The following is a 15,499-nucleotide window of genomic DNA, read 5'->3' as shown; positions in this document are numbered from 1 at the left end:
GGCGGTGCACCTGTGCATGAAGGACCCCAGCCAGGACTGCATGGACGAGTACGGCCATCACCCCTGCTGCGGCTGAAAAACCGACGAGCGGCGGGCTCTGCCCTCTCCCGGGAGAGGACGGGGCCCGCGCCCTCCTGTAATCTGAAGGAAAGGGGGCGGCGCCCATGCAGGTGCTTGCCTATTTTATCATCAGTCTGCTGGCGAGCGTCGCGGGGGCCATCTGCGGCATCGGCGGCGGCGTCATCATCAAACCCACCCTGGACCTGTTCCATCTGGACAGCGTGGCCACGGTGAGTTTTCTCTCCGGCTGCACGGTGCTGGCCATGAGCTGCTACTCGGTGACCAAGGCCCTGCGGGCGGGCGACAGCAAGGTGGACCTGAAGCTGGGCACCCCGCTGGCCATCGGCGCGGCGGTGGGCGGCGTCGCCGGCAAGCAGATGTTCGCCGTCATCAGCGCGGCCTTCGCCGAGACGGCGGGGGCGGTGCAGGCGGCGTGCCTGTTCGTCATCACCCTGGCCACCATGCTCTACACCATCAACAAGCGCCGCATCCGCACCCATAAGATCTTCAAGGTGTGGGTGTGCGTGGCCATCGGCCTGGTGCTGGGCATCATGTCCAGTTTTCTGGGCATCGGCGGCGGGCCCATCAACCTGGTGGTGTTCTACTTCTTCTTCTCGATGGACACCAAGACCGCCGCCCAGAACAGCCTCTACGTCATCCTCATCAGCCAGATCACCAGCCTGGGGGCCACCCTCATCACCGGCAGCGTGCCTGCCTTCGGCTGGCTGAGCCTGGTGCTGATGGTGGCGGGCGGCATCGGCGGCGGTATGCTGGGCCGCATCGCCAACAAGCGGATGGACAACGCCGCCGTGGAAAAATTGTTCATCGGCCTGATGGGCATCATCATGGCCATCAGCCTCTACAACGTCTGGCAGTACACCTTCGCGGTGTGAGCAAGACCCGAAAAACGAAAGGGCGGCCCCGGTCAAACGACCGGGGCCGCCCTTTTCCGCCCCCGCGCGAAGAAAAAGACCGGGGCGCGGGATGTTTTTTCGGCCCGGCGCGGGGGTGGCGCGCTCCTGGCGGGAATGCTGTCCTGCACCGCCCAGCCCGGCAGCCGGGGGACGCGAAAGGAGCGTCAGATACCGGTACACTGTCCGCCACCAACGGGCTGTGGCGAAGCCCGGTCCTCCGCACGTAGTGCGCATCGGAACGGACATTTTCCTTCGTCGCGGAAAATGTCCGAGACGCCGCGTGCGGTGCGGAGGGACCGGGCGCAGCATGTGGGTACGCAACACGAAAGAAGCGAACGGCCCGGGGCGCGGGAGAGGATTTCGGTTTGGCGCGGGGGTGGCGCGTCGCTGTCCGCCGCCGCACGCTGTGATCCGGACACTTTGTCCTGGCGGCCAAAGTGTTCGTCTCAGGCGCACTACGCGGCGGCAGCGCCGCGCCCGGCACAGCCGGCAGGGAAGGGCGGGCCGGGCAAAACGGGCGGGCCGCGCCCCTGGCGGGGATGCTGTCCTGTACCGCCCGGCCCGGCAGCTGGGGGGCGTCACCCTTCGTTTGCCTCAGAACGGACATTTTCCGTCGTCGTGGAAAATGTCCGAGACGCTGCGTGCGAGGGTGGGCGCCCCCCGACGGACGCGAAAGGAGCGTCAGATACCGGCACACTGTCCGCGGCCCCGTCACGCGCCGCCGCTTGCATTTTTTGACGAGAAGTGTACAATACCATACCGTGAGATATTTTTTCCAAGAGCGGGAGAGATGAAGGATGGAAGAACAAGTGAGAAGGGAAGGCGCGCAGCGGACGGAGGAGGAGCTGCGCCAAATGCTGCAGGCCCAGGTCAAACCGGTGGTCTGCTTTGAGGGCCTGCGGGTGACGATCGCCCGGCCGGGCTATGTGGAGGCTGTGGCCCCGGTCACGCAGAACAGCCTCAATCTTTACGGCAACGCCCACGGCGGCTGGCTGTTCGCCCTGTGCGACGCCAGTTCCGGCATGGTGTCCCGCACCTGGGGCCGCCCCAGCGTCACGCTTCAGGCGTCGGTGAACTACATCCGGGGCGCAAAACCCGGCGACACCGTCACCGTCAAGGCGTCCAGCCGGCACTGCGGCGGCCACACCTCGGTGAACCAGCTGGAACTGTACGACCAGGAGGGCCGGCTGCTGGTCACCGGCGATTTTACCATGTACTTCATGGACGGCAAAAAATGAAAAAAGGCAGGGCGCCGGCCCTGCCTTTTCTGTTTTTTGGGGAGCGGGAAACAGACCGCCCTCTTTCGCCGGGGCGTTCAAAAATTGGAGCCGTTCCAGCCCCAGTGCTCCGTCTCGGCGTACTTCACATACACCCGGTCGGCGGGCACGTCCAGCACGCTGTCCAGGATGTCGCACACCCGGCCGGTGAGCTGGCGGTAGTCCTCGGCGTCCGCGCCGCCGTAGACGCTCACCTCCGCGATGGCCGCCGGCGCGTCGCTGCCCGCCATCCACAGGGCCTTTTCGCCCTCCACCTCCACCATCAGCCAGGTCTCGCTCTTGCCCGGGATCACCTCAATGGCCTGTCCCAGCAGGGTCTTGATGCGCTGGGCCTGGCCCTCGTTCACCGCCACGTTGGCGCTCACACGAATAAACGGCATGGATAAACTCCCTCTCTTTTTTATTCCGCCGCGGGCAGACGGGCCCGCAGAAAGTTCAAAACGTCCTCGTACACCTGGGCCTTGCCCGCCTCGTTCAGCACCTCGTGGCGCATGCCGGGATAGAGCTTCAGGGCCACGTCCGCAAGGCCCGCGTCCTTCAGCCAGCCGTACACCTGGGTCGGGCCCTTGCCGTTGGCCCCCACCGGGTCCCTGTCGCCGGCAATGACCAGCACCGGCAGCCCCTTGGGCACCTTTGCGGCCCAGGCCGGGCCGGTCACTGCCGCAAGGCCGCCGAACATGTCCCGGTAGGCCGCCGCCGTGAAGGTGAAGCCGCAGTCCGGGTCGGCGTCAAAGGCATCCTGCACCGATTTGTCCGCCGCCAGCCAGGCCGAGGGTCCCTCGCCGGGGAACTGCTTGTGGTAGCCCCCGGTGGAGAGGGCCTCGATGAGTTTCGCGGGGCTTTTCGGCCCCTTCACCGCCGCCTGCGCCGAGGCCAGCCCCCGGGCGAAGCCCAGCAGAGGATTGGCCCCCATGGTGCCGCAGATCACCGCGCCCGCGAGCCCGTCGCCCCAGCGGGCGATGTAGTCCCGGGCCAGGAAGCTGCCCATGCTGTGCCCCATGAAAAACACCGGCAGGCCGGGGTACTTCGCCCGGGCGTCGGCCTCCAGCCGGCGCAGGTCCCCCAGCACATGATCCCAGCCGTTTTCGGCGGCAAAGTACCCCTGCGCCACCGCCGACCGGCCGTGGCCCGCGTGGTCGTTCATAAAAACGGCAAAGCCGTTTTCCGCCAGAAAGGCGGCAAAATCCGCGTAGCGGCCGCTGTGCTCCGCCATGCCATGCGCGATCAGCAGCACCGCCGCCGGCTCGTCCGCCGCCCACAGGCGGGAAAAGATCTCCCCCTCGCCGCTGTGGGCGGGGCTGGTCCACTCAGCTGTTTTCATGATCTTCCTCCTCCGCGCCGAAGGGCGCCAGCGACAGGCCGGTGACTTCGCTCACCGGCAGCGAAAAGGCCAGCGGGTGCCCCGTGCCCTGGGCGCAGATGGCCTTCATCACCGGCTGGCGGTGGGCGGCGGGCACCAGGATCAGCACCAGGTCCTTTTCCGGCTGGATGGTGATCTTCAAAAACTTCTGGGCCTCCTCGCTGGAAAGGCTCCGGCCGCGCACCACCGTGCCGCCCCGGGCCCCGGCGGCCCGGGCCGCGTCCATCACGTCGGCGGCAAAGCCGTGCTCGGTGATGACCACGATCAGTTCGTGCTGAAAACGCATGGGTCCGTCCTCCTTCTGGGATGGTGTGTGCCCCGCCGGCGCCGCGGCGGCGATGCGCTGATGGGTCAGCGCGCTGATGCTGGACAGGTCGATGGTGAAGGCGATGCCCCGCCCGGGCCGGTAGAGTTCCAGCCGCTCGGTGAGCGCCGCCAGCAGCCCGTCGGCGGCCTGGCCCGGGGCCAGCGCCATCACCAGGTCCTTCTCCGGCTCGTCCAGCCCCAGAAGGTCCATCACCTCGGCAGAGGCGGTGCCGTGGCCCAGCAGCACCAGCTGCACCAGAATGTGCCGGCGGCGCAACTCGGCGGCCACCGTTTCGCCCTTGCCCCGGTCCACGATGGCAAACAGGCAGCGTACGGATGAAGGGGTACGATTCATTCCACATCCTCCTCCGGGCCCAGTTCCAGCACGTCGTCCGCCCCGTCGGCGGCCCCGGCGGCGTGCCGGGTCTTGAACTGATACACCAGCCCGATGATCTGAATGGTGATGAGGGGGGTCATGGCCACCATGGCCACCACCCCGAAGGCGTCGGTGAGGATGTTGCCCCCCACCGCCTCGCAGGCCCCCATGGCAAAGGGCAACAGGAAGGTGGCCGTCATGGGGCCGGAGGCCACCCCGCCCGAGTCAAAGGCCACCGCGGTGAAGATGCGGGGCACAAAGAAACTCAGCGCCAGCGCCGCCGTGTAGCCCGGCAGCAGAAACCACAGGATCGACACCCCGGTGAGCACCCGCGCCATCGAAAGGCCCACCGACACCGCCATGCCCACCGACAGGCCGGTCATCATCACCCGCTGGGAGATGGCGCCGCCGGTGATCTCCTCCACCTGCTTGTTCAGCACCAGCACCGCCGGCTCCGCCTTGACGATGAACCAGCCGATGAGCATGCCCACCGGCACGATGAGCCAGCGCAGCGGCAGCTGTGCCAGCTGCCGGCCCAGCTCGTTGCCCGCGGGCATAAAGCCCACGTTCACCCCGGTGAGGAAGAGGGCCAGGCCCACAAAGGTGTAGAGGATGCCCACCAGGATCTTGGCCAGCGCCCGGCGGCGCAGCTTGAAAAACAGCACCTGAAAAACGAGGAAAAAGGCCAGGATGGGCCCCAGGGCCAGCGCCACCTCTTTGGCGTACTCCGGCAGCGCGGCGCCAAAGGCCGCCAGCAGGGCGCGGGTGTCCTCCACGGCGGGCGCCGCCAGGGGGGTGTAGCCCGCGTCCCCCGCGCGGTAGACCATGCCCAGCACCAGCACCGCCAGCACCGGCCCGATGCTGCACAGCGCCACCAGGCCGAAGCTGTCGCCCTCGGCGTTTTTGTCGCCCCGCACGGCGGTGAGGCCCAGGCCCAGCGCCATGATGAAGGGCACCGTGATGGGCCCGGTGGTCACCCCGCCGGCGTCGAAGGCCACCGGCAGGAACCCCGCCGGCACAAAGCACGCCAGGCCGAACACCGCGAGATAAAAGACGATGAGCATCACCGGCAGGTCCCAGCCCAGCAGAATGCGCAGAAAGCTGAGCACCAGGAACAGCCCCACCCCGGCGGCCACCGTCAGGATCAGCACCATATCCGGCACGGCGGGGGTCTGGCTGGCCAGCACCGTCAGGTCCGGCTCCGCCATGGTCACCAGCACGCCGATGAGAAAGCAGCCGGCCAGGATCAGCCACAGCTTGCGGGTGCGGGTGAGCCGGGTGCCCACCAGCTCGCCGATGGGCATCATGGCCATGTCCACCCCCAGGGAGAAAAAGCCCATGCCCACGATCAGCAGCGCCGCCCCCGCCAGAAACAGGCACAGGGTGGCCAGGTCCACCGGCACCACAAAGGCGCACAGCGCCAGCACGATCAGGCTCACCGGCAGCACCGCCGCCAGGGACTCGTGAATTTTCAGTTTGAGCTGTTTGTTCAAGAAAACGCCTCCTTTGACGCGGGGTGAACACGCCGCGCAGGCAAAGGGGTGCTCAAACCGGCGCGGCAGGGGGATGCCCCCCTTGAATACGGATATATACAATTATTATATAACATCCCGGCGGGGCTGGCAAGGCCGCCAAAGGTGGAAGACTCTTCCATAGTTTTTTCATACAAGTGCGTAGTTTTTTCTATCGTTTTTTCCCTTTGGGGCCGTTACAATATAAACTGTCAACGGGCGAAACAGCCCCTCCGGCGCGAAAGGCGCGAAGGGCCGCCCCCATACATAAGGAGGACAAACCATGAAAAAACTTCTTGCATTTGCGCTGAGCGCCGTGATGGCCATGGCCCTGCTGGCCGGCTGCGGCGGCACCCCCGCATCCACCCCGGCTTCCACGCCGGCTTCCGCCCCCGCTTCCGGGGCCGCCTCCGGCGGCGACGCCACCCCCGCTTCCGACATGCGGGTGGACGTGTTCTACTATGACTTCTCCGACGTGTACATCTCCACCGTGCGCGCGGCCATGGACGAGCAGCTGAAGGCCATGGGCATCGAGCCCAACAACTGGGACGCCGCCGGCAGCCAGCCCACCCAGACCGACCAGGTCAACACCGCCCTCACCGCCGGTTCTGACCTGCTGATCGTGAACATCGTGGAGACCGCCACCTCCGCCCCCGCCCAGGACATCGTCACCGCGGCCCAGGGCGCCGGCATCCCCGTGATCTTCTTCAACCGCGAGGTGGCCGATGAGGTCATCGCCAGCTACGACAAGTGCGCCTTCGTGGGCACCAACGCCCCCGACGCCGGCCACATGCAGGGCGAGATGATCGGCGAGTACCTGCTGGCCAACTACGACACCGTTGACCTGAACGGCGACGGCAAGATCTCCTACGTCATGTTCAAGGGCCAGGAGGGCAACGCCGAGGCCGAGGCCCGCACCCAGTACGCCGTGGAAGACGCCAACAAGCTGCTCACCGAGGCCGGCAAGCCCGAACTGAGCTACTACGACGACAAGGCCACCAGCAATTACCTGGTGGACACCGAGGGCAAGTGGTCCGCCAAGGCCGCCAACGACTACATGGTGGCTCTGCTGGGCTCCTACAACAAGGATAACAACAACATGGTCGAGCTGATCATCTGCAACAACGACGGCATGGCCGAAGGCGCCATCTCCGCGCTGCAGAACGTGGGCTACAACAACGGCGAAGGCACCACCATCATCCCCGTCTTCGGCGTGGACGCCACCGACAGCGCCAAGGCGCTGATCAAGGCGGGCAACATGGCCGGCTCCATCAAGCAGGACGCCGTGGGCATGGCCTCCACCATCAACACCCTGGTCAAGAACGTCCAGGACAGCGCCGAGCTGATGGCGGGCACCGACCAGTACGTCGTGGACGAGGGCGTGGCCAAGATCCGCGTTCCCTACGCGATGTACGACGCGACCAGCCAGGACTGATCTTCAACCGCTGAACGAACCCACGGCCGGGCGGGGCTGCACTGGCAGCCCCGCCCGGCCTGACGTGGAATGGGCCCGCCTTTCGCGGGGCCGTTCCGCGCAGAGAGGAGGAAGAATATGGAGCAGCCGGCACTGCTGGAGATGCGCGGCATCTGCAAAGAGTTCCCCGGCGTGAAGGCGCTGGACAACGTCAACCTCACCGTGCGCGCCGGCACCGTCCACGCCCTGATGGGCGAGAACGGGGCGGGCAAGTCCACCCTGATGAAGTGCCTGTTCGGCATCTACCGCAAGGACGCGGGCACCATCCTGCTGGACGGCAAGGAGGTCAATTTCAAAAGCTCCAAAGAGGCGCTGGAAAACGGCGTGGCCATGGTGCACCAGGAGCTCAACCAGGCCCTGACCCGCAGCGTGCAGGACAACCTGTGGCTGGGCCGCTACCCCAAGGTGGCGGGCATCATGGTGAGCGAGGGCCTGATGGCCAAGCGCACCAAGGAGATCTTCGACACCCTGGAAGTGAACGTGAACCCCAAGGCCATCATGTCCACCCTGCCGGTGAGCCAGCGGCAGATGGTGGAGATCGCCAAGGCGGTGTCCTACAACTCCAAGATCATCGTCTTTGACGAGCCCACCTCGTCCCTCACCGAGACCGAGGTGGAACACCTGTTCCGCATCATCAACATGCTGCGGGAAAAGGGCTGCGGCATCATCTACATCAGTCACAAGATGGAGGAGATCCTGCGCATCAGCGACGACGTGACCATCATGCGGGACGGCACCTGGGTGGCCACCCGCCCGGCCAAGGAGCTGACCATGGACGAGATCATCCGCCTGATGGTGGGCCGGGAACTGACCAACCGCTTCCCGCCCAAGACCAACACCCCCGGCGAGGTGATCCTGGATGTGCAGCACATCTCCGGCAAGTACACCCGCCTGAAGGACGCCACCTTCCAGCTGCGCAAGGGCGAGATTTTGGGCATCGCCGGGCTGGACGGCTCGGGCCGCACCGAGGTGCTGGAGAACCTCTTCGGCGCCATGACCCGGGCGGGGGGCACCATCACCCTCCACGGCAAACAGATCCGCAACCGCACCCCCGGTGAGAGCATCAAGAACGGCTTCGCCCTGCTCACCGAGGAGCGCCGGGCCACCGGCATCTTCGGCATCCGGGACATCAAGGAGAACACCGTTATCTCCAGCCTGAAGGACTATCTGCTGGGCGGCTTCTGTCTGAGCGACAAGAAGATGCGGGACGACACCGACTGGTCCATCCAGGCCATGCACATCAAGACCCCCAGCCAGCGCACCCAGATCCGGTCGCTCTCCGGCGGCAACCAGCAGAAGGTCATCATCGGCCGCTGGCTGCTCACCAAGCCCGAGATCCTCCTGCTGGACGAGCCCACCCGCGGCATCGACGTGGGCGCCAAGTACGAAATCTACCAGCTGATCATCGACCTTGCGAAAGAAGGCAAGGGCGTCATCATGGTCTCCTCCGAAATGCCCGAGCTGCTGGGCGTGTGTGACCGCATCCTGGTCATGTCCGGCGGGCAGGTGGCAGGCGAGGTGGACGCGGCGAACACCAGCCAGGAGGAGATCCTCACGCTGGCTGCCAAGTATGTGTAAACGAGGAGGAATCGATTGATGAATACCAATTCCACCGCCCTCGCCGACAAGGCGAAGGGTCTGGACGCCAAAAAGATCGGCAACGCCCTGTTGAACAACGCCCTTATCATCATCATGCTGGCGGTGGCGGTGTATGTGGCGGTGACCGAGCCGTCCTTCCTGGCCCCCCGCTCGCTGGTGAACCTGCTGAGCCTGACGGCGGCCTATCTGCCGGTGGCCCTGGGCATCGCCGGCTGCATCGTGCTCACCGGCACCGACCTGTCCGCCGGCCGCGCCGTGGGCATCACCGCCTGCGTGGCCGCCAGCCTTTTGCAGGCGGCGGACGCCCCCAACAAGATGTGGCCCGCCATCGGCACCCTGCCGGTGCCCCTGGTCATCCTGATCGTGGTGGCCCTGGGCGCGGCCATCGGCGCCTTCAACGGCTTCTTCGTGGCCAAGTTCAAGCTGCACCCCTTCATCGTGACCCTGGCCACCCAGCTCATCCTCTACACCATGCTGCTGCTCTACGTCAAGATGGGCAACAACAACGGCATGGCCATCTCCGGCCTGGACGCCGGCTACCGCAACTTCGTGGTGGGCAACCCGCCCCTGCTGAACTTCGCCGGCGGCAGCATCCAGATCCCCAACTACGTCATCTACGCGCTGCTGCTCAGCGCCTTGATGTGGTTCATCTGGAACAAGACCACCTTCGGCAAGAACATGTTCGCCCTAGGCGCCAATGAGGAGGCGGCCCGCGTCTCCGGCGTGAACGTCTTCATGACCACCATCATGGTGTTCGCCCTGGCGGGCGCCATGTACGGCTGGGCCGGCTTTGTGGAGAGCGCCCGCGTGGCCTCCAACACCGCCAACACCGGCGTGAACTACGAACTGGACGCCATCGCCGCCTGCGTCATCGGCGGCGTGTCCTTCGTGGGCGGCATCGGCAAGGTCAGCGGCATCATCATCGGCGTCATCATGCTGCGCCTGATCTTCGTGGCCCTGCCCCTGGTGGGCATGGACCAGAACCTCCAGTACGCCATCAAGGGCGGCATCATCCTGTTCGCCTGCGCGCTGGACATGCGCAAATACCTGGTCAAGAAATAAGCGGTTTCGCAAAACACGGGGCGCCCTTTCGGGGGCGCCCTTTGTGGTTTTCAACGCCGGGCGGGTATGGTATACTGAAACGGAAAAGGAGGGCTTTTATGGAGACCTATCGGGTGCTTTTGGCCGACGACGAGGCGGAGATCCGCCAGGGCATCAGCCGCAAGATCCACTGGGAGTCGCTGGGCTTCGAACTGGCCGCCCAGGCGGAGAACGGGGCCGAGGCGCTGGAACTGGCGGAGCAGCTGCGCCCGGACGTGGTGCTCACCGACATCAAGATGCCCTTCATGGACGGGCTGGAGCTCTGCCGGCGGCTGCGCAAGGAACTGCCGGCGGCCAAGCTGGTGGTGTTCTCCGGCTTCGACGATTTTGAGTACGCCCGCCAGGCGGTGAGCATGGGGGTGTCGGAGTACATCATGAAGCCCATCAACGCCCGGGAACTGGAGCAGGTGCTCACCGGCCTGCGGGCCCAGCTGGAGGCCCAGCGCCAGCAGCGGCGGGACATGGAGGCGCTGCGCCGCCGCTACGAGGAGAGCCTGCCGGTGCTGCGGGAGCTGTTTTTCGCCCGGATGCTCAGCGGCCGGATGGACCCGGCCCAGCTGGCCGAGCGGGCGGCCCACTACGAACTGGACCTGCCCGGCGGGCCCTGGGTGGCGGCGATGGTGCAGATGGACCTGCCCGCCGGCGGGCAGAGCGCCGAGCGGGACGAACTGCTGCTTTTGTCGGTGCGCACCTTCCTGGAGGAGCACTTTTCGCTGGAGGGCGGCTGGATGCGGGCGCTGCTGTACAGCGACGGGGTGGCGCTGCTGGCGGGGCTGACGGGGGCGGACCAGCTTTACAGCCTGCTGGACGAACTGGAGCGGCTGTGCGCCCTGGCCCCCAGCTGCCTGGGGCTGGGGCTGACCATCGGCCTGGGGCAGCTGTGCGAGGGCCCGGGGCAGGTGCATCTGTCCATGGAAGGGGCGCTGGCCGCCCTGGACTACCGCCTGCTGATGGGCGGGGGCAGGACGCTGTACATCGGCGACCTGGAGCCGGATTCCAGCCTGCGCCTGACCCTGGACGACGAGGACCAGCGGGCGCTGGCGGCGGCGGTGAAGGTGGGGGACGAGGCCCAGCTGGACGCCACGCTCCACCGCCTGCTGGACCGGGTGCGGGCCAGCAGGCTGCAGCCGGCCCAGTTCCAGCTGTATGTGCTGGAGATCGTCACCAGCCTGGTGCGGCTTGCCCGGGCGGGGGGCGTGGAGGTGGAGGAGGTGTTCGGGCCGGGCTTCGCCGGGGCGGTGCCCGCGGCCCAGCTGGCCAGCCTGGACCGGCTGGGGGAGTGGCTGGCGGGCTGCTGCCGGCGGCTGCAAAAGCTGCTGGGCCGCCGCCGCACCGACAGCGCCGGCCGCACGGTGGAGGAGGCCATGGCCTACATCGCCGACCATTTCGCCGAGAGCGAGCTGGGGGTGGAGGCGGTGTGCGAGCACCTGCACCTGTCGCCCACTTATTTTTCCACCCTGTTCAAGCGGCAGACGGGCAAAAGCTTCACCGCCTGCGTCACCGAGCGGCGGATGGAGGAGGCGGCGCGGCTTTTGCGGGAGACCGACGAAAAGACCTACCTCATCGCCCAGCGCGCCGGCTACGCCGACCCCAACTACTTCAGCTATGTGTTCAAGCGCCACTTCGGCATGACCCCCTCGAAGTACCGGGCGGGTGCGGGCTGAGGGCGGCCGTTTTCCACGAAGGGGGAGAGCCTGTGTGAAAAAACTCTTTGCCCGGGCGGCGGCGTCCCTTTCCCGGCGCTACCGCACCATGAGCATCCAGATGGTGATCTCCCTGTCCTTCACCGCCGCGGCGGTGGCGGGCATGGTGCTCATGGGCCTGAGCCTTGTCTGGCGCTTCTCCGCCGGCACCGAGCAGCTGGTGCGGGAGAACACCGTCCGGGTGCTGGGCCAGGTGAACATGAACCTGGACAGCTACCTGCGGCGGATGATGCGGGTGAGCGACACCATGTACTACCGGGTCATCAAGAACGCCGACCTGGCCGCCGACAGCCTGGAGGAGGGCATGGAACTGCTCTACGAGGAGAACCGGGACGAACTGGTCTCCATCGCGGTGTTCGACGGCCAGGGCGCGCTGGTGGCGGGCACCCCCCTCACCGCCCTCAAGGAGGGGGCGGACCCCGCCCGGGCCGACTGGTACCAGGCGGCGCTGGACAAGATGGAGAACCTGCATTTTTCCGCGCCCCACATCCAGCGCCTCTTTGCCGACCCGGACGACAGCTTCCGGTGGGTGGTGTCCCTGAGCCGGTATGTGCAGCTCACGCGGGAGGGCAGCACCTTCAGCGGCGTTCTGCTGGTGGACATGGGCTTTTCCGGCATCGAGCAGGTCTGCCGGGACGTGGAGCTGGCCGGCGGCGGCTACCTCTACCTCACCGACGCCGACGGCGAGATCATCTATCACCCCCGCCAGCAGCTGATCTACGCGGGGCTGGAGAGCGAGAACAACCGGGCAAACGCCGCCCTGCCCGACGGCTCCCACGCCGAGACCTTCGACGGCGAAAAAAGGCTGGTCACCGTGAAGACGGTGGGCTACACCGGCTGGAAGCTGGTGGGGGTGGTGCCCCGCACCGGCGCGGCGGACGACGGGGGCTACATCTTTTTGTTCGGGCTGTCCATGCTGCTGTTCTCCGCCTTTCTGATGGCCTTTCTGAACTTCCGCATCTCCGCCCGCATCGCCGACCCCATCCGCCGGCTGGAGCAGTCGGTGAAGGAGCTGGAGGCGGGGGCGCAGCAGGTGAACATCCGGGAGGAGGGCTGTTATGAGGTGCGGCGGCTGGCCCACTCCATCGCGTCGATGGTGTCCACCATGCGGCACCTGATGGACGACATCATCCAGCAGGAAAAGCGCAAGCGCCGCAGCGAGCTGGAGGTGCTGCAAAGCCAGATCAACCCCCACTTTTTGTACAACACCCTGGACTCGGTGATCTGGATGACCGAGGCCGGCCGCTACAACGAGGCCATCCAGATGGTCACCTCGCTGGCGCGGCTGTTCCGCATCGCCCTCAGCCGCGGGCGCAGCTTCATCCCCCTGGCGGACGAGCTGGAGCACGCGCGGCACTACATGACCATCCAGCAGATCCGCTACCAGGACAAGTTCACCGCCACCGTCACCGCCGAGGCGGGCACCGAGGGCCTTTATACCCTCAAGCTGATCGTGCAGCCCCTGCTGGAGAACGCCATCTATCACGGCATGGCCGGCTGCGAGGAGGACGGGCGCATCACCGTCACCGCCCGGCGTGAGGGGGACGATCTGGTGATCGACGTGGCCGACAACGGCACCGGCATGCCCCCCGAGGTGGCGGAGCATCTGCTGGACGAAAACCGCCCCCAGACCCGCTCCAGCGGGTCGGGCATCGGGGTGCGCAACGTGCACCGGCGCATCCGGCTCACCTTCGGCGAGGGCTACGGCCTCACGGTGTTCAGCGAGCCGGACGAGGGCACCACCGTGCGCGTCCGGCTGCCCGCCCTCACCGCCGGGCAGGCGGCGAAGCTGCAACAGGAGGAGGAGCCATGAAAAAACACAGAACCAACGCCTTTTTGCAGCTGCTGGTGCTCACGGCGCTGGGGGCGGCGGTGGTGCTGACGCTGGCCTGGCCCCAGCTGCCCTTCGCCCGGCAGGAGGAGCCGGTGGAGGTGTCGGTGATCCTGCGCCAGGCCGACGCCTCCCTCTGGGCCAACGCCCGCCTGGGCATGGAGCAGGCGGCGGGCCAGCTGCGGGCGGAGGTGCGCTTTATCACCCCCACCGCGGACAACGACCCCGGCGAGCAGGCCCGGCTGATGCGCTACGAGGCCGAGCGGGGGGCGGACGTGCTGGTGGTGGACCCGGCGGGCCGCGCCCCCGCCGACCTGAACACACCGGTGGTGCTGCTGGATTCCGCCGGCAAGGACGCCGCCGTCAGCCCGGACAACGCCGCCCTGGGGTCTGCCCTGGCCGAAGCGGCCCTGGCCGACCGGCCGGCGGGCGAGGTGCTGCTGGTGCGCACCGGCGCGGGCCAGGGGGTGAGCGAGCGGGCGGCCGCCGCCCGCGAGGCGCTGGAGGCGGCGGGGGTGCAGGTGGCCGAGACCACCCTCTCCCCCTCGGGCGACGGCGCCCAGCTGGAGGCGGCGCTGGGCGGCACCCGGGCCGCCGCGGTGCTGCTGTTCGAGCCGTCGGCCACCGAGGCTGCCGCGGCCGCCAAGGAAAAACTGGACCTTTCGCCCGCCCTCTACGGGGTGGGCTCCACCGGGCCCATCGCCGCGGCGCTGGAGCGGGGCACCCTGGCGGCCAGCGGGGTGTGGAGCGATTTTGCCGCCGGGTACCTGGCGGTGGAGGGGGCGGTGCGCACCGCCCGGGGCGAGGATTGGCAGCCGCAGCCGCTGGACTTTTTCATCCTGCGTGGGGAGGACATCTATGAACCGGACAATCAAAAGCTTCTGTTCCCGGTGGCGTCGTAGGGCGGCGGCGCTGGTGTGCGCCGCGCTGGCGGCGCTGGCCGTCGGCTGCGGCGGCGCGAGCGAACCCCCCGTGCTGCGGGTGGGGGTGGCCCTCTACACCCAGGACGACACCTTCATCTCCACCATCGCGCAGGAACTGGAGCGGATGGCCCGCCAGGAGGAGCAGGCCCGGGGCATGCGCATCAACCTGTCGGTGGTGGACGGGCGCTCGAACCAGACCACCCAGCTGGACCAGATCGACAGCCTCATCGGCCGCGGGTGCGACGCGCTGTGCGTGAACATCGTGGACCGCACCGCCGCCGCCGTGCTCATCGACAAGGCCCGGGAGGCCGGGGTGCCGCTGATCTTCTTCAACCGGCAGCCGGTGGCGGAGGACATGCTGCGCTGGGAGCACGCCTATTATGTGGGGGCGAAGGCGGAGGAGAGCGGTGTGCTGCAGGGGCAGCTGGTGCTGGAGGCCTGGCAGGCCGACCCCGGCCTCGACCGCAACGGCGACGGGGTGCTGCAGTATGTGATGCTGGAGGGCGAGCCCGGCCACCAGGACGCCATGCTGCGCACCGAATACGCGGTGAAAGCCCTCACCGACGCGGGGGTGGCGGTGGAAAAGCTGGCCAGCGACACCGCCAACTGGAAGCGGGGGCAGGCGATGGCCAAGGCCCAGCAGTGGCTGGAAGACCCCGGCGCGGCGGCCATCGAGGTGGTGTTCGCCAACAACGACGACATGGCCCTGGGGGCCATCGACGCCTTTGAGCAGGCGGGGGAGCCGCTGCCCCTGGTGGTGGGGGTGGACGCCACCGCCCCGGCGCTGGAGGCGGTGGAGACGGGCAAACTGTACGGCACCGTGCGCAACGACGGCGCGGGCATCGCCCGGGCCATGCTGGACCTGGCGCTGGCCCTCACCGACGGCAGCGACCCCGCCGGCGCGGTGGACCTGGTGGACGGGCACTACGTCTGGCTGCCCTACCGGGCGATCACCGCCCGGGACCTGGCCCGGCAGACCCCCTGAGGGGGCGCGGCGGGGGGCGAAAAATTTTGTGAAAAACCCCCTTCACAACGGCGGTGCAATGGGGTATACTGGGAGACAA

The 15,499-nt window shown here is 67.3% G+C and carries 13 protein-coding genes; 9 read left to right on the top strand and 4 right to left on the bottom strand.

The features are described 5' to 3' along the window. The first annotated feature begins 164 nt into the window (after positions 1-164). Positions 165-953 carry a sulfite exporter TauE/SafE family protein gene (locus ACH2A7_RS11960; RefSeq protein WP_394962163.1) on the top strand — a complete coding sequence of 263 codons (789 nt, stop codon included), beginning with the start codon at positions 165-167 and terminating at the stop codon, positions 951-953. Between the two features lie 818 nt (positions 954-1,771). Further along, positions 1,772-2,212 carry a PaaI family thioesterase gene (locus ACH2A7_RS11955; RefSeq protein WP_394962162.1) on the top strand — a complete coding sequence of 147 codons (441 nt, stop codon included), beginning with the start codon at positions 1,772-1,774 and terminating at the stop codon, positions 2,210-2,212. A 77-nt stretch (positions 2,213-2,289) separates the two neighbouring features. On the opposite strand, the gene ACH2A7_RS11950 is transcribed toward ACH2A7_RS11955, so the two are convergent. From ACH2A7_RS11950 to ACH2A7_RS11935, 4 genes are read right to left on the bottom strand one after another with little or no spacing between them, the layout of a single operon-like run. Further along, the gene (locus ACH2A7_RS11950) at positions 2,290-2,631 is read right to left on the bottom strand and encodes a phenylpyruvate tautomerase MIF-related protein (RefSeq protein WP_394962161.1); all 342 of its coding nucleotides are present in this window, start codon (positions 2,629-2,631) and stop codon (positions 2,290-2,292) included. Between the two features lie 20 nt (positions 2,632-2,651). Beyond that, positions 2,652-3,572 (bottom strand): alpha/beta fold hydrolase, encoded by a 921-nt coding sequence (locus ACH2A7_RS11945; protein ID WP_394962160.1) that lies wholly within the window; start codon positions 3,570-3,572, stop codon positions 2,652-2,654. Continuing rightward, entirely contained in the window at positions 3,559-4,272 is a 714-nt protein-coding gene (locus tag ACH2A7_RS11940; RefSeq protein WP_394962159.1) for a hypothetical protein, read from the bottom strand. The genes ACH2A7_RS11945 and ACH2A7_RS11940 overlap by 14 nt, the downstream gene beginning before the upstream one ends. Beyond that, positions 4,269-5,786: a DUF1538 domain-containing protein gene (locus tag ACH2A7_RS11935; RefSeq protein WP_394962158.1), complete on the bottom strand. Its 1,518-nt coding sequence runs from the start codon at positions 5,784-5,786 to the stop codon at positions 4,269-4,271. The genes ACH2A7_RS11940 and ACH2A7_RS11935 overlap by 4 nt, the downstream gene beginning before the upstream one ends. A gap of 301 nt (positions 5,787-6,087) precedes the next feature. Here ACH2A7_RS11935 and ACH2A7_RS11930 point away from each other — a divergent pair, with 301 nt between their 5' ends. The 7 genes from ACH2A7_RS11930 to ACH2A7_RS11900 all read left to right on the top strand — a co-directional run bounded on the left by ACH2A7_RS11930 (position 6,088) and on the right by ACH2A7_RS11900 (position 15,420). After that, positions 6,088-7,239, top strand: a complete 1,152-nt coding sequence (locus ACH2A7_RS11930; RefSeq protein ID WP_394962157.1) for a galactose ABC transporter substrate-binding protein — start codon at positions 6,088-6,090, stop codon at positions 7,237-7,239. 117 nt (positions 7,240-7,356) lie between these two features. Next, positions 7,357-8,856, top strand: a complete 1,500-nt coding sequence (locus ACH2A7_RS11925; RefSeq protein ID WP_394962156.1) for a sugar ABC transporter ATP-binding protein — start codon at positions 7,357-7,359, stop codon at positions 8,854-8,856. Between the two features lie 18 nt (positions 8,857-8,874). Continuing rightward, positions 8,875-9,939, top strand: coding sequence for a galactose/methyl galactoside ABC transporter permease MglC (locus tag ACH2A7_RS11920; RefSeq protein WP_394962155.1), 1,065 nt, complete (start codon positions 8,875-8,877; stop codon positions 9,937-9,939). Positions 9,940-10,037: 98 nt separating this feature from the next. Beyond that, a complete protein-coding gene (locus tag ACH2A7_RS11915) occupies positions 10,038-11,642 on the top strand; it encodes a response regulator (protein WP_394962154.1) in 1,605 nt (534 codons plus the stop codon). A 34-nt stretch (positions 11,643-11,676) separates the two neighbouring features. Beyond that, positions 11,677-13,494 carry a histidine kinase gene (locus ACH2A7_RS11910; protein WP_394962153.1) on the top strand — a complete coding sequence of 606 codons (1,818 nt, stop codon included), beginning with the start codon at positions 11,677-11,679 and terminating at the stop codon, positions 13,492-13,494. Continuing rightward, positions 13,491-14,414 (top strand): substrate-binding domain-containing protein, encoded by a 924-nt coding sequence (locus ACH2A7_RS11905; protein WP_394962152.1) that lies wholly within the window; start codon positions 13,491-13,493, stop codon positions 14,412-14,414. Before ACH2A7_RS11910 ends, ACH2A7_RS11905 begins: the two co-directional genes overlap by 4 nt. Next, positions 14,371-15,420, top strand: a complete 1,050-nt coding sequence (locus ACH2A7_RS11900; protein WP_394962151.1) for a galactose ABC transporter substrate-binding protein — start codon at positions 14,371-14,373, stop codon at positions 15,418-15,420. Before ACH2A7_RS11905 ends, ACH2A7_RS11900 begins: the two co-directional genes overlap by 44 nt. Positions 15,421-15,499: the final 79 nt, after the last annotated feature.

The organism is Candidatus Allofournierella merdavium, assembly GCF_944382735.1.
Lineage (GTDB): Bacteria > Bacillota > Clostridia > Oscillospirales > Ruminococcaceae > Allofournierella_A > Allofournierella_A merdavium.
Note: the sequence above shows the minus strand (reverse complement) of the source record. Positions and strands in the feature narration are given on the sequence as shown.

Excerpts from the sequence above, each read along its gene's own strand:
- ACH2A7_RS11940 (WP_394962159.1), bottom strand. The coding sequence starts at position 4,272 with ATGAATCGTACCCCTTCATCCGTACGCTGCCTGTTTGCCATCGTGGAC.
- ACH2A7_RS11900 (WP_394962151.1), top strand. The coding sequence starts at position 14,371 with ATGAACCGGACAATCAAAAGCTTCTGTTCCCGGTGGCGTCGTAGGGCG.
- ACH2A7_RS11925 (WP_394962156.1), top strand. The coding sequence starts at position 7,357 with ATGGAGCAGCCGGCACTGCTGGAGATGCGCGGCATCTGCAAAGAGTTC.
- ACH2A7_RS11945 (WP_394962160.1), bottom strand. The coding sequence starts at position 3,572 with ATGAAAACAGCTGAGTGGACCAGCCCCGCCCACAGCGGCGAGGGGGAG.
- ACH2A7_RS11955 (WP_394962162.1), top strand. The coding sequence starts at position 1,772 with ATGGAAGAACAAGTGAGAAGGGAAGGCGCGCAGCGGACGGAGGAGGAG.
- ACH2A7_RS11960 (WP_394962163.1), top strand. The coding sequence starts at position 165 with ATGCAGGTGCTTGCCTATTTTATCATCAGTCTGCTGGCGAGCGTCGCG.
- ACH2A7_RS11950 (WP_394962161.1), bottom strand. The coding sequence starts at position 2,631 with ATGCCGTTTATTCGTGTGAGCGCCAACGTGGCGGTGAACGAGGGCCAG.
- ACH2A7_RS11930 (WP_394962157.1), top strand. The coding sequence starts at position 6,088 with ATGAAAAAACTTCTTGCATTTGCGCTGAGCGCCGTGATGGCCATGGCC.
- ACH2A7_RS11905 (WP_394962152.1), top strand. The coding sequence starts at position 13,491 with ATGAAAAAACACAGAACCAACGCCTTTTTGCAGCTGCTGGTGCTCACG.
- ACH2A7_RS11920 (WP_394962155.1), top strand. The coding sequence starts at position 8,875 with ATGAATACCAATTCCACCGCCCTCGCCGACAAGGCGAAGGGTCTGGAC.
- ACH2A7_RS11915 (WP_394962154.1), top strand. The coding sequence starts at position 10,038 with ATGGAGACCTATCGGGTGCTTTTGGCCGACGACGAGGCGGAGATCCGC.